A 13,652-nucleotide genomic window follows, 5' to 3' on the forward strand; every position below is an offset into this window, starting at 1 on the left:
CTGCGGACTCTTAGCGATGAGAATCCTCGCCCGAGGGGCCAAAAGGGCCATTTATGACACAAGTGTCATCTCGCCAGAAACGGCGGCTACGAGCACAGCGCGTGTGCCTGCTGACCTGAATCCGCGCTCACGTGCTTGGAGCTGATTCGGCTCATGAGTATGTCCTCCACCCGGATGCTACGGATCGACTGTGCCGAACAGGCCCTGTCCCAGCTCGGTCAACGCCGCGTACGCATCTTCGTAACTGTCGGGGACCGGAGCTGCGGGGTCGCCGAATTTGGTGATCAGCATCCCGAGCAAGCCCTGAGCCGGATTGCTGAGCTTCTTCGCCTTGTTCTGTTCGGCTCTCGGGTCAAGCTCCCCGTCGATATCCGCCGGAACGTACGCCGCGTGGGTAATCGGCCACTCGACCAGAGGGCGAGCCGTCGTGAGGTTGATGGCATCGAACATGTCCGATCCCTCCTCATCCCGGTGAGTGAGGGGCATCAGGCCGTGCTGTCGGGTGAGGGTGCTGATGAGCGACCCGTGGTGCTTCGTCGTATTGATGATGGTGTTCCGCGCGGTATATGCGGAAATCAGGATGGCGGGGACCCGAGGTCCAAGACGGTCGAACGCGAAGCCCATCTCGCCCTTCTCCCCCGTTCCCGGCGGCGTCGCAGCCGGTGGGGGCACATGGTCATAGGTGCCGCCGTGCTCATCAAAGGTGACCAGCATGGCAGTGTTCAGCGCATGTGAACCCATGCTGCTGTTGGACGTGCGCAGGGCTGTGTAGAGCTCGTGGAGGAGCTTGTCACCGGCACGCACATCGGACACCGCCGCATTGACGACGACACCGCTCTCCCCGTTGTTCCCTACCTGGAGTTCGCCGTAGGGTGGGTGCATGTCGTTGTGGTTGAAGACCATCCTCGGCTCGACGAATGAATACGCCGGAAGATTCCCCTCGGCGACATCGAGGTAGAACTGCTCCATCGTGCGGAAGTTCGTCTTCCAGTATTTCTGGGTGGCAGTGGCATGCATCATCCCGGTCAGCGAAATCAGCTGTGCCTTGTCGTAGTACACCCGCCAGTCCAGCCCCTCGTCCGTGAGCCGGTTGAAGATAGTCGGTGCGGCGGAACGCTGCGGGTCGAACCATTTTTCATACCCCCCGTTGCCACGATTGGTGACGAACCCGTTGGAGGTGGACGCGTGAAAGAACGAACGGTTGCAGTATGTCTGCGACGGCACTGCCCCGAACCAATGGTCGAACACGGCGAACTCTTTGGCGAGTGCCGAGAACACCGGGAGCATCTCGGGCGAGAACCCGCCCATCGCCAGCGAAAATTCCGCTTTGGTCGGCGTCCGTGCGCCTTTCGCGAGGGCCTCGTAGTTGATGATGTAATCCTCGACGAATCCCGACATCGTCGGCTTCTGTCCCGGTGACGGCGCGTTGTAAGGTGCGCTCAACCCGTTCTTATGCAGATCCCTGTTCGATTCAGGATCGACCGTGCCGAAGATTTGCGTGTTCACGTGCGAGTACGCTTCGCCCGGGTCAGGGATCGGACTCGACATCACCACATCCGTCGACCCCGAATACACGTGCGCGGCGATCGTCTCGGCCGTGCCCGGGATCGGGTTGGAATACGAGCCCTGGTGCAAACCATCGAACGATGATCCTGCGGGAACCTCGGTGGGCTTGTACAGCCACCCCAGCACGTTATCGAAGGACCTGTTCTCGAACATGACCACCACCACGTGGTCGAACGCCTTCGTCGGGTCAGATTCCTCATCCTCGAACGTGAGTGGCTTTCGCGGGCCGGTGACGGCAGACCCGATAGCGACCCCGGCCGCACCCAGCGTCGCGGCACCGGCGACACCAATCCCCAGTCGCTTCAGAAACGTTCGACGTGTGGCATCGGGCAGGTCCTTCGGCGCGGAGGACGGTGGCTGGTTTTCGTCCATCAAAGCATCCCATCGAGTTTCCTCATGGTACGACAGGAATCATGTGCCCTCGGCTAGTTCACCACACACCCTCACCGACCAGATGGACATCAACAGTTCAACTCACGGGGAAACCGGAAACCACCTCGCGCCCAAAGCCAGGCTGAGCGGGCAGACGCGAATCACGTGGTCTTGTTTGGCCCCGTCGTTTCAGATACATTAAGCACGCTGGTGTCTGCCGAGGTCAGTTGTGCCACAGGTGCAGAACGAGTTGAGGGCGTAGCCCCACGTGTATAAGCGGTGTTTACCGCCGTAAGGGGAATACCCGATATGGGCACATTGCTAGCCGCGAAGATCCGCCGTGTCGTCCCGAGGCTGGCGATGGTCGTCTCACTCGCTGTGGTGGCGCAACTCGCACTCCTTCCCAGCATGGCGTACGCAGCGGGCGACCAGGCGCCCGCCATCACCAGCCCAAACGGTGCGAACTTCTCCGTCGGCCAGGCAGGGTCCTTCACCGCGACAACGACCGGGTCTCCGACACCCGCGATCACCAGGAGCGGGACTCTTCCTGCCGGTCTCACCTTCACCGACAACGGCGACGGGACCGCAACGCTCGCAGGCAGCCCGACTGGACCAGGCGGAGCTTTCCCGATCACGCTGACGGCATCCAACGGCACATCACCAAATGCGATGCAGACCTTCACCGTGACAGTTGGGCAGCCGCCGGCGTTCACGAGCGCGTCGGCCGCGACCTTCCGTACCGGCACCGCAGGGAGCTTCGCCGTCACGACCAGCGGCGCACCCACCGTGTCGACGATCACGGAGACCGGATCCCTGCCGGCCGGGCTCACCTTCACCGACAACGGGAATGGAACGGCAACCATCATGGGCACCCCCACCGCCGGAAGCGGTGGGACTTACCCGGTCACGCTCGGCGCCATGAACGGTGTCTCGCCGCACGGATCGCAGGCCCTGATCATCCAGGTGAATCAGGCACCCACCGTCACCGCCAATCCGGCCGATCAGACCGTGAACCCGGGCGCATCGGCGAGCTTCACCGCGCACGCTAGCGGCGTACCGGTTCCGACCGTGCAATGGCAGCGTTCGACGAACGGCGGAGCGTCGTACACGAACATCGCCGGAGCGACGAACACCACGTACACGTTCACTGCCGTCGCCGGTGATGACGGCAACATGTACCGCGCCGTCTTCACCAACTCGGCCTCGTCCGCCACGGCCACCGGGGCAACACTGCTGGTCGGGACGGCCCCCGCCTTCACCAGCGCGAACACGACGACCTTCTCGGTCGGCGCTGCCGGGAGTTCCGCGATCACCACCAGCGGCATCCCGAGCGCCACGCTGTCGAGGACGGGTGCGCAGTTCCCGGCGTGGCTCACGCTGACTGACAACGGTGACGGGACCGGCTCGCTCACCGGCACACCACCGGCCGGTGCGGGCGCAACCTACGTGTTCACGCTCCGCGCCGCGAACGGATTTGCCCCGAGCGCATCGCAGATCTTCACCCTGAACGTCGACCAGTCCCCGACGATCACCAGCGCTGACCACGCGACGTTCACCGTCGGTTCGGCGGGCACTTTTGCCGTGACCACGACGTCTGGCTACCCAACGGCCACCGCACTCACTGAGACCGGATCCCTTCCCTCGGGTGTCACATTCGTCGATTACGGCGATGGGACCGCCGTGCTGTCCGGCACTCCCGCGGCCGGGACGGCCGGTACATATGACGTGACGGTGCGCGCGACTGCGACCGGGGGCGCGACCGCACCGGCCGTTCAGAGCTTCACGCTGACAGTCCACGGGCCGCCTCTGTTCACTAGCGCCGACCATGCCACGCTCGTGGTAGGTCAGGCTGGCTCGTTCAGTATCACGACCGCAGCGGGCTTTCCCGTTGCAACCGTACTGACGGAACAGGGGTCTCTGCCGAGCGGAGTCTCGTTTGTCGACAACGGCGACGGAACGGCGAGTCTCACGGGCACTCCCGCCGTCGGCTCGGGTGGCAGCTACCCCGTGACCCTGACGGCGTCGAACGGTTCGGCCCTCAACGCGACACAGGCGTTCACTCTGACGGTCACCGAGCTGCCGGCTTTCACCACGGCAAGCACCGAGGCATTCGCGGTCGGCGCCGCCGGAACGTTCACAATCGGTACGACGGCGGGCTTCCCGTCCGCCACCGTGCTGACCGAGACGGGGGAACTCCCAGCCGGGGTGATATTCGCCGACGGCGGTGACGGTTCTGCGACGCTCTCGGGGATACCCGCCTCCGGCACCGGCGGAACCTTCGCGCTGACCTTTACCGCGACGACCTCCGCCGGGCACACCGACCAGGCGTTCACGCTCGCGGTCAATGAGTCGGGCACCATCACGAGCGCCGATCACGTGAGGTTCGCCTCCGGGTCGGCGGGAAGCTTCACCGTAACGACGGATGGCGGTCACCCTTCGCCGCCGACCTTGACTGTGACTGGGACGCTACCGGCAGGTGTGAGCTTCGTTGACAACCGCGACGGGACGGCCACCCTGGCCGGCACGCCAAACGCCCCGGGAACCTACCCGTTGACGATCACGGAGTCCAACGGTGTAACGGTCGACACGGTGCAGCACCTCGTTGTGACCGTCGACGGCCCGCCCCGCATCACGAGCGACCCGACGACGACCTTCACCGCCGGAGTACGAGGCTCGTTCACGGTCACCGCCGAAACCGGTGCGCCCGCCGCGCCGGCCACCCTGACCGTCACCGGCACTGTGCCCAACGGTCTCGCATTCACCGACAACGGCGACGGGACAGGCACACTGTCCGGGACGACGACTGTTGCGCCAGCCGGGTATTTGCTGACCGTGACGGCCTCCAACGGCGTGGGCCCGGATGCCGTGCAGTCGCTCATCGTCCAGGTCGTGCTGCCCCCGACCAGTGTCCTCCCGCTGGGTCTTCCCGCGAGCACCGGAAGGCTGTATGGGGTCACTGCGCACACGACCGTCGGGCAGACCCTGCACCTCAGCGGCGGCGGATTCGCCGCGGGGGCACCAATCATCCTCGGCGTATACTCGCTCCCGGTCGTTGTCGGACAGGCGACCGCCGACGCAGACGGAACGTTCGCTGCGACCATCCAGGTGCCGAATCTTATCGGCGACCACACCTTCGTCGCCGCCGGCGTCACAGCCGACGGGACAACCGGTTATCTGGAAACGGCATCGACTATCGCTGCCGCACCTCAATCGGGCACAGGACCTTCCAGCAGCCTGGGGACAGGAGTGGAGCTTGCCTCCACCGGACAGGATCTGCCCGTATGGCCGCTAACCGGTCTGACTCTTGCCTTGACCCTTATCGGTCTTGCCTTCGTCCGTATTGGCCGACGCCCAAAGGGCACCAATAGCTAAGACGCGGCCTCAGCCTCACCGCAGTCCGCCGCGCGATCGCCGTTACACTTCGCGGATGACTTTGGCGAGCCCCATGAGAGGACAATCGTGCGAGCCCAGACGCCTCGCACCCGAGGAACGCCGCATAGCCACGTGGGTGCGAACAGGGCAGCGACCGGACCTAACGCTAACAAGGTCGTGTTTGCGACACTAACGGCTCAATGGTCCAGCGGTGCAATCCGGACCCCCAAGAACATCGCCTACAACTTATTTCCGCGGATCGATGTCGAGTTCATTGCTGGCCTCTCAAACTTTGTCGAACCGGCGTCAATCTGGAAAGAATGAGTCGCCGTCGCCTCGGCGCCGCTGCGGGCGAGGCCTTCCTCAAAGTTCTTCGGCGGCGCCCCTCATCGATAGCAACCGGGTGGAATAGTACGCGGCTGCCAGTCCGGTGAATCGGGGGTAAGGGGCCAAAACGTGTGGATGGAATCTTGATCTAGCCGCGCCAGCACTGGGCAAGCGCGGGTTCGTCTTACTCGGCAGCCTTTAGCTGTGGTTACTACCTTCAATTCGAGCCTGTGTCTGATATTCAAACGGGGCCTGGTCAAGAACGGGCGGACCGCTGCGGGAACCCAACGGTGGCGCTGCCCCGAGTGCGGTTCTTCCGCGGTGCGTAAGCGCCCTGATCTGAGCCGAAGGCATCAGCTCGAACAGTTCGTGGCATGGCTGCTCGGCAAGCAGTCCCAGGCCGAGATCACCGGCACGAAAACCGGCCGGTCGCTGCGGCGCAACAACGCGTGGTGCTGGGAGGTGACGGCTTCGTTCTTGTAGAGCCCCATCACCGTCTCGGCGGCCGCGTTGTCGTAGGCGTCGCCGACTGATCCGATCGACGCCACCAGCCCCTCCAAGGCGACGGTGTCGGTGAACCGAATCGACGTGTATTGGGCGAGTTCAACCGGTCGATGCAACACCTGGTTGTTGCAGCAACCGTAGCTGTTCGTTGAAGGCCTCTGCTGGTGTGGTCACGGCGCGCGAGCGCCATTTTCAGGCAGCATTCGACGAACGCCGTGTCCTTAATCGTCGCGGCGTCCCAGCCGACGATCGCCCTCGAGTAGAGGTCGATCGCGAAGGCGACGTAGACGAACCCGGACCGGCTTGGATTCCAGCGATCGTCGCAACGCTCTAATCTATGCAGTGTCTAGTAAAGCAGTGAAGCGTTCGGCCGGAGTCTCCCAGCCGAGGGTCTTCCGAGGCCGCTCGTTGAGTTCCGCCGCGATTGATTCGAGGTCGGCGAGGGTGAAGGTGCGCAAGTCACTTTTGCGAGGCAAGTATTGGCGCAGGAGCCCGTTCGTGTTCTCGTTCGTGCCGCGCTGCCAGGGCGAGCCAGCCTCGCAGAAGTAGACCGCCATGTCGGTCGCCCTGACAAAGCTTCGGTGCTCGCTCATCTCCACCCCTTGATCCCACGTCAACGTGCGACGCAACTGGGCGGGAAGCACGCTGAACGCGGTGACGATGCTGTCGCGGACTGCGTCCGCGGTCCGTTCGATCGGGAGATGCCCGAGGAGTACATATCGGGTGGTGCGCTCGACGAGCGTCGCGACGGCCGACCCGCTTCCCGCGCCGATAATGAGATCGCCCTCCCAATGCCCGGGAATCGTTCGATCGTTGACCTCCGCGGGCCTCTCGGACAACGGCGTCATCGTGTCGGTGAATCGACTGGTGCGGGCCGTCGCACTTTTGTGAGACTTCCGGCGTCGGCGACCCCGACGGAGCCCGGCAGTGAGCTCCTTGGTGAGCTCGCCGCGGGCATGAACGTAGACGGCCTGGTAGATCGTCTCGACACTCACGCGCATCTCCCGGTCATGGGGAAAGTCTCGCCGAAGACGATGACTGATCTGCCCCGGGGACCATCGCTTGGTCAGCTTTCCCGCCACATAGTCGCGCAGGGGCCCCTCCCGGGCGAGTCTGGCGGTACGAGGTCGTTCGCGACGCTTCGCTGAGGCGCGGTGGGCGGTGTGGGACAGGTAACCGCTGCGGCCGACAGTGTTGCGTCGCAGTTCTCGACTGATTGTCGACGGCGCCCGGCCGAGAGCGACCGCAATCTGTCGGATCGATCTACCTGCCATCTGCAGGTCCTTGATCCTTTCTCGGTCGAGGAGACTCACGAAGCGGGGGTTGATGACCTTCTCGATCTTGTCGAGCGCGACGCGCTCGCCTTGGACCCACGCAGTTCTAGAGTTCTTCACGTTCGAAAGTATCTCTGCCGGACGGTAAGGAACCACACGCCCATCGGGATGGATGCGGCCCTTCGAGAAGACACGGATGCCCTTGTCCCAGTCGAACGCCTGGTGGTTCTCAACCCCCAACTGCTCGGCGGCAACTCTACGAGAGAATCCGTCCCGTCGCAGCTGGAGGAATTGCTGCCGTTTAGCGTCGGAGGCAGCGGAGGTGAAAATTCCGGCCTTCTGCGCCCAGACGTAGCAAGTGACTCGGTTGAAGCCGAGTTCGCGAGCGACTTTCGACACGTTCCTCGTGAGAGCAAGGCGCCGGAGGAACTCAGCCTTTTCTTCCGCTGAGTAGCGCCGTTGCGTGCTCCGAGGCGTCGATAACCCAGCCAGCTTCATCCATTTGTATCCAGCATCTGGATGCTGACGTGTATGGGGTCAGGACATCTTTGACGTGATGTCGTCGGGAGATGCTTGACGTTTTGGGCTCCTGTGAGCGTTGAAGTTTCGGATCGCCTTGGTTGATGTGCGTGCGTGGAGTGAGAGTTCGGCCTCTCCGTCGAGTACCCGGAAGTGGTGATCCTCGACGATGACGGTGATGATTTTCCCGGTGTGAGTGCGGCCGACTCGGAGACGTTGGCCGGCGACCATGACGACCCCGTCCTTGGGAACTGTTCGCTGAACTCGTTGTGGTCCTGATGCCGGAGCCGGTGGCAGCGGCGTAGTTGCCTGGCGCACGCCCGATAGACGCTTTGCATCGAGGGGTGAGAGTGGGTTGGGCATCGTCTTGACGAGGTGGCCGCCGGCGATGACATGGATCAAGCCGCCGTCGATCCGCAAGGTCACGCGTTGTCGTGCGTTCCGGACACCGAGCGTCAAATGGTGTCCGAGGAGAGTCACGACGCCGTCGCGGGTCGCGGTGCGGTCGACCTCGACAGGACCTTGTATGCCCGATGGCCTGTCGGGGTTGACCGCGGGAAGGGCAGGTTCGGAGCGTCCTGGACGTGCCCCACGCATTTTGAGCCGGTCCAGGTCAGCGGTGGTCAGCCGTGACGGAATGGTTTTGATGACTTCGTCCCCGAGTAGCGTGTGGGTGCTAGTGAGGTCTGTCCAGATGGTGACCGTCTGACCCGCGAGTGCTTTGCCGAGCCACAGCTGTTGGATGCCAGCGAGAGCCACCACGCCCGAGGGAGGGACGCGCAGATCGATCTCGAGGGCCGTGGGTGCGGTTGACTCCGCAATGCGCGGCATCTGTGACGTCTGGGCGGCCACGACATCGGTGCCGGCCGTCTCTGGCGCAGCCGCTGACGCCGACAACGTTGGTCGTGGGCGGAATAGGCTCGCAGGGGTGGCCATGTCCAACGACTGGTGAGGGCGTTGGGTGTTGTAGGCGTGAACCCACTCGGTGACCGCAGCTTGGGCTGCCTCGATCGAGGCGAAGGCTCCGACTTCATCGAGCAACTCCCGTCGCAGAGTGCGGTGGAAGCGTTCGATCTTTCCCGTGGTGGTCGGGGAGCGACGTTTCGTCAAGCGCGCCGAGATGCCGTGCTCACGACACGTTCGCTCAAACAAGACTTCCACCGGCAACGGCCGGGTGAACTTGCCTGTGAACTGTTTTCCATTATCGGTCAGCACCTCGAACGGGACGCCCCACTGGTGCATCGCCGCGATGAACGCTTCGACGACGGCAATGCCAGAAGGCCGCTCGAGTACCGCCGCAACGACAACGAATCGGGAGTGATCGTCGATGCCGGTCAGGATCTTGCACTCGCGACCGCCCTCGATGTGGACGCCGCCGACCAGGTCGAGCTGCCACAGATGCATCGGCGTTTCCCTGGCCCACCGTTTGTAGACACGTTTGTGCTGCTGCTCCTGGGCATTGACCAAACCATTTCGCACTAGCACCCTGTGCACCGTCGACCGTGATGGGCCGCGGTCTGCTATCTGCAGTTTCAGCTCATAGGCGATTCGCCGGGCGCCCCAGCGACGATGCTCACGCCGCATCTCGCAGATCCACGCCTCCACCTCCGGAGCGATTCGGTTGGGGCTCGAGTGTGGCCGTCGCGACGCCGCAGCCAGTCCGGCAAGTCCATCGGCGTCGTAACGCTTCTTCCACGCTGTCACTGTCTGTCGCGATACCCCGAACTGTTCGGCGACGTCGACAATGCGGCTGCCCTCGCGGACCGCCGTCACTGCCCGGAACTTGATCTCCACGGACACTCGCGCGGCGATCTCGGCAACTGATTCATCCTTATTCGGCATGAATTTGAGGCTGATGCTGACGGATGAAGCGTCAATGATGTCCCGATGACGAGGGGTCAAACATGTCTTGAACCCTTACACGTCAATGCACCCCGACCGTGGTAGCGGCGGCACGAACCGAGCACCCACGATCGATCATCGCCATGAACGCAATCCTCTGCTGTTCTGTACATTTCCTCGCCGACATCCCAACTCCTCGTCGTCGGTGTTGCGACGATCGCTGGAATCCAAGACGTTGGCACGTAGGTGAAGTCCGTCACCCAGGCGTGGTTCGGGCGCGGGGAGCTGAAGTCCCGGTTGAGCAGATCGACTGCGCGGAGGCCGTCCTTGCCTGGGATGGTGGTGCGGGTGCGCCGGCCGCGCACGAGCCCATTCATGCCCTCTTGGCGCATCAGTCGGTCGACGGTGTGCTTGCTGATCCCGTCGAATCCTTGCCGGGCCAGCCACGCCGTCATCTTTCGGCGCCCGTAGAGCACCTCGGGTTTCTGGGGGCCTTTCTGGTCTCGTTCGCGAAGTCCGCGCAGCACGTCGACGACGGCCGCGTCATCGATCGTACGTGCTGCGGGCGGTCGCTTCTTCCATGCCCGATACGACCGTGGAGCGACCTGCACGCCCTGCTCACGCAGAACAGATCCCGGAAGACCATCTCGTGCTCCACCTGCCGCCATCAAGCTTGCTGCCGTCAACTTGGCCTGCATGAACCTGGGCCGCCGCCGCCCCCAGGTTCGTTCAGGGGAGGAACATGCGTAGCACGGCAAGGACATCGTCTACGTTCAGGACGCCCGTAAACCCACAACCGCGCAGAATGACCGCAAGCGCTCCCCCCTGGCGAGCTCCTGGGCAGTGCCGCAGAATTCTTTGCAGGCGAAGTTCGTCACGCAGACGCGGAACCACAGGTCCGGTGTAGACCTGGATAGACAACCGCGGCCGCTAATGCGCTAACTACGAATGTTGCGGTGACCAGAGGCACAACATACGACGCATTGCCCATGGTGAGAAGCGCCCATGCCGTAGCTGTAGCGCCGAAGGCGGCAAGGCCGACAACTACACCCCCTCTTGCCTTGTCCGCACGAAGGCTCCGAGTCGACTGATAGGCCAACAGGCCCACGAGCATTGACACAAGGCCACTGATCGCGCCGATGACAGCGCCTAACGTGGCTATCCAAGGAGCGAACGGACTAGGCAAAGATGTAGCGAGTCCGACGCTGAAACCGATCCCTCCACCACCTACCGAAGCAGCAGCGAAGAGCAGAAGACCAACACCTGCTTTATTGAACTGGCTCACAAGCACGTCCCTCTCTCTAACAGTCCATAGGCCAGGACAAAAAAATGAGCAGACAATGCCCTACGCCTTATTCAGATTGCTGGCGAAATTTTTCCAGTTGACATACGTACCCGCCTGGTAAGCAGGATTCTTCAACCAGAACGCGTCATTGACTACGTAAGCGGAGACCATCAGATATCGAGTTCCGTTGCTCAAAGCTCTGAACTCGAACACAATATTTGATCCAAGTTTGTCAACATGGGCTTTCGTCGCATCAAACTGGAACGCAAACCAGTTGGTTGCATTGAATTCGTTCTTGAATGTGCAATTAAAGTTCGCCGGCCCCACCATCAGCGGAAGCAATTGGCCAACCTTTGGGAATGCTTTGGGAGCTCCCGGAACCGGGAAATAGCACTTGAAACATTTCTTGAGTAGTGCTTTGTTCGCTGCCACCGTTTTGGTGAGCTTGTACTCGACAGCGTAACCCCAGGCGGGATCTGCAAGCACAGGAAACGAGATGCGTGGCGACGAAAGATCGACGTGCTGTGTAAGTTTTCCGTCAGCCCATGAATATGAGGTCGGGACTGATTCTCCCGCAGCGTCTACTGCCCACGGGGGCAAGAGTGCGCCCAAAACCCGATCGTCGTCCGACAGATAGTAGCGACCGACGCCCTCAACAAGGGAAGTGCCTTCAGGAACGTCAAAAGTGTAGGTGTAGTCGCCTGGCGCTTCGGCGCTTGCAATAGCAGTGAGGACGCGCACACCCGTGGCCATCGGCTGGACGTAGGCAGACACGTCGTCACTCGTAGTGGTCAGGACGGTGAGGCCGGAATCTACCGAGTCAGATTCGGTGGCATAGTCCACGGTAAAGCTGATTCCAAACGTGACGCCTAGTCCGTCGGGAGCCAGATCAGGCACGGTTAGAGCGACGCCTTCCCCATCTGTTCCGCCAGAAATCTCGATGCTGTCTTGGCGAGCAGGAGATTCTGCTAGTAGTTCCGGTGCCAACGCCGAGATGATCTCAGAGGGGTTTGTGATGTCGGGTATCTCGTCGGCGTAAGCCGGCTGAATCGAACCGGCAACAAGTGCTATCGAAACAAATACTGTTAGTCCTACCCCCCCGCACTCGAGTTGTTGTCCTGAATTTCATCATCTAGTTCTCCCGTCAACGAGAGAAACCTCCCCCCGGACATATCCTGCCAGAACACTGGAGCCGGGAGAAATTGTGAACCGTCCCGGATTTCATGCCGCCGTTTTGTTGGCGGCTTCGTCGTTTAACGGGCCGTTTGTTTCAGCGTAGTAGTTGCGCTCGTATTCCTCGGGCGGCATGTTCCCAAGCGAGCTGTGCAGGCGCCGATTGTTGTACCAATCGAGCCAGTCGAAGGTGACTGCTTCAACATCGGCGAGGGTCTTCAACGGGCCCGTCATGAACGGTGAGTTCTTTGCGATGGCCTCGTTCTTGTAGAGCCCCATGACGGTCTCGGCGGCCGCGTTGTCGTAGGCGTCGCCGACGCTCCCGATCGAGGCCACGAGACCTTCGAGGACGACGGTCTCGGTGAACCGAATCGACGTGTATTGCGACCCGGCGTCGGAGTGATGAATCATTCCCGGTTTCACCGCGTGACCGGCGTGGTCGCGGCGCCAGAGCGCCATCTTCAAACACTCCTCGACGAATGGGGTGTCCTTCACCGTCGAGGCTTGCCAGCCAACGATCGCCCGCGAAAACAGGTCGATCGCGAAGGCAATATAAACGAAACCGCCCCACGTCGGCACGTAGGTGAAGTCCGTCACCCAGCTATGGTTCGGGCGGGGCGCAGTGAAGTTGCGTTTGAGGAGGTCAGGAGCCCGAGCCGAGTCCTTCCCAGACGACGTCGATGTGCGGGGCTTGCGCCCGCGGACGAGGCCGTTCATGCCCTCCAGACGCATCAACCGGTCGACGGTGTGCTTGGACACGTCCGAGAACCCGCTGCGGGCCAGCCACGCCGTCATCTTCCGCCGCCCGTAGAGAACCTCGGGCTGCTGCCGGCCCTTCGCATCCCTCACCCGCAGCGTCTTGAAGATGTCGATGAGGGCGGCATCATTCCGGGTTCGTGCGGCGGCAGCGCGGGTCTTCCACGCACGATACGACCGTGAAGTAACGGCGACGCCCTGCTCGCGCAGGACGCCACACGTCAACTCGACTCCATGGCCGTTCGCCTTCATCCCCAGGATGAAAGCAACTATGGACGGTTGCGAGGGTCGAGCTCCCTCGCGAAGAAAGACGCCGCCGCTTTGAGGATGTCGTTCGTTTCCCTCAGATCCCGGTTCTCCCGCTTGAGACGTTTAATCTCCTCAAGCTCCTCGCTCGTGGGGCCGGTCCGTTCGCCGGCGTCGGCCTGCGCCTGGGTGACCCACTTCCGCAACGTCTCCGCGCCGATGTTCAGCTTCGGTGCCAGGTCTCGGCACGCAGCCCACATCGACGGGTAATCCTTCAAACGATCAAGGGTCATACGAACCGCTCGCTCGCGAACCTCTGTTGGGTGTTTCTTGGGCATAACCGAATCCTTTCACCAGAAAGAAAGCGGCAGGAAATCAGGGACGGTTCAGTCAGAGCCAGCTCCGTACCCGTTGTC

7 protein-coding genes and 2 pseudogenes are annotated in these 13,652 nt (G+C 62.3%); 2 read left to right on the forward strand and 7 right to left on the reverse strand.

What is annotated here, in order from left to right; all coding sequences use genetic code 11:
- Positions 1 to 177 precede the first annotated feature (177 nt).
- Positions 178 to 1,938, reverse strand: coding sequence for an alkaline phosphatase family protein (locus HNR05_RS06470; protein ID WP_179578282.1), 1,761 nt, complete (start codon positions 1,936 to 1,938; stop codon positions 178 to 180).
- A 309-nt stretch (positions 1,939 to 2,247) separates the two neighbouring features.
- Here HNR05_RS06470 and HNR05_RS06475 point away from each other — a divergent pair, with 309 nt between their 5' ends.
- Entirely contained in the window at positions 2,248 to 5,310 is a 3,063-nt protein-coding gene (locus HNR05_RS06475; RefSeq protein ID WP_179578283.1) for a beta strand repeat-containing protein, read from the forward strand.
- A 531-nt stretch (positions 5,311 to 5,841) separates the two neighbouring features.
- Positions 5,842 to 5,952 (forward strand): annotated as a pseudogene (locus HNR05_RS18055) (IS1/IS1595 family N-terminal zinc-binding domain-containing protein); the annotation flags it as partial.
- Between the two features lie 38 nt (positions 5,953 to 5,990).
- On the opposite strand, the gene HNR05_RS06480 reads toward HNR05_RS18055, so the two are convergent.
- The 6 genes and pseudogenes from HNR05_RS06480 to HNR05_RS06505 all read right to left on the reverse strand — a co-directional run bounded on the left by HNR05_RS06480 (position 5,991) and on the right by HNR05_RS06505 (position 13,574).
- Entirely contained in the window at positions 5,991 to 6,257 is a 267-nt protein-coding gene (locus HNR05_RS06480; protein ID WP_179578284.1) for a hypothetical protein, read from the reverse strand.
- Between the two features lie 219 nt (positions 6,258 to 6,476).
- Positions 6,477 to 7,913 (reverse strand): IS30 family transposase, encoded by a 1,437-nt coding sequence (locus HNR05_RS06485; RefSeq protein ID WP_179578285.1) that lies wholly within the window; start codon positions 7,911 to 7,913, stop codon positions 6,477 to 6,479.
- 39 nt (positions 7,914 to 7,952) lie between these two features.
- Positions 7,953 to 9,763, reverse strand: a pseudogene (locus tag HNR05_RS06490) (IS481 family transposase).
- Between the two features lie 69 nt (positions 9,764 to 9,832).
- Positions 9,833 to 10,474, reverse strand: coding sequence for an IS3 family transposase (locus HNR05_RS06495; protein WP_179578286.1), 642 nt, complete (start codon positions 10,472 to 10,474; stop codon positions 9,833 to 9,835).
- 647 nt (positions 10,475 to 11,121) lie between these two features.
- A complete protein-coding gene (locus HNR05_RS06500) occupies positions 11,122 to 12,048 on the reverse strand; it encodes a hypothetical protein (protein ID WP_179578287.1) in 927 nt (308 codons plus the stop codon).
- 234 nt (positions 12,049 to 12,282) lie between these two features.
- Positions 12,283 to 13,574, reverse strand: a protein-coding gene (locus tag HNR05_RS06505) for an IS3 family transposase (protein WP_179577428.1) whose coding sequence is annotated in 2 segments (ribosomal slippage) — positions 12,283 to 13,304 and positions 13,304 to 13,574 — 1,293 coding nt in all. Because the reading frame shifts where the segments join, the coding sequence is not laid out codon by codon here.
- Positions 13,575 to 13,652 lie beyond the last annotated feature (78 nt).

This window comes from Leifsonia psychrotolerans, from assembly GCF_013410665.1.
In the GTDB taxonomy this organism is placed as follows: Bacteria; Actinomycetota; Actinomycetes; order Actinomycetales; family Microbacteriaceae; genus Cryobacterium; species Cryobacterium psychrotolerans_A.

Excerpts from the sequence above, each read along its gene's own strand:
- HNR05_RS06470 (WP_179578282.1), bottom strand. The coding sequence starts at position 1,938 with ATGGACGAAAACCAGCCACCGTCCTCCGCGCCGAAGGACCTGCCCGAT.
- HNR05_RS06475 (WP_179578283.1), top strand. The coding sequence starts at position 2,248 with ATGGGCACATTGCTAGCCGCGAAGATCCGCCGTGTCGTCCCGAGGCTG.
- HNR05_RS06485 (WP_179578285.1), bottom strand. The coding sequence starts at position 7,913 with ATGAAGCTGGCTGGGTTATCGACGCCTCGGAGCACGCAACGGCGCTAC.
- HNR05_RS06495 (WP_179578286.1), bottom strand. The coding sequence starts at position 10,474 with ATGCAGGCCAAGTTGACGGCAGCAAGCTTGATGGCGGCAGGTGGAGCA.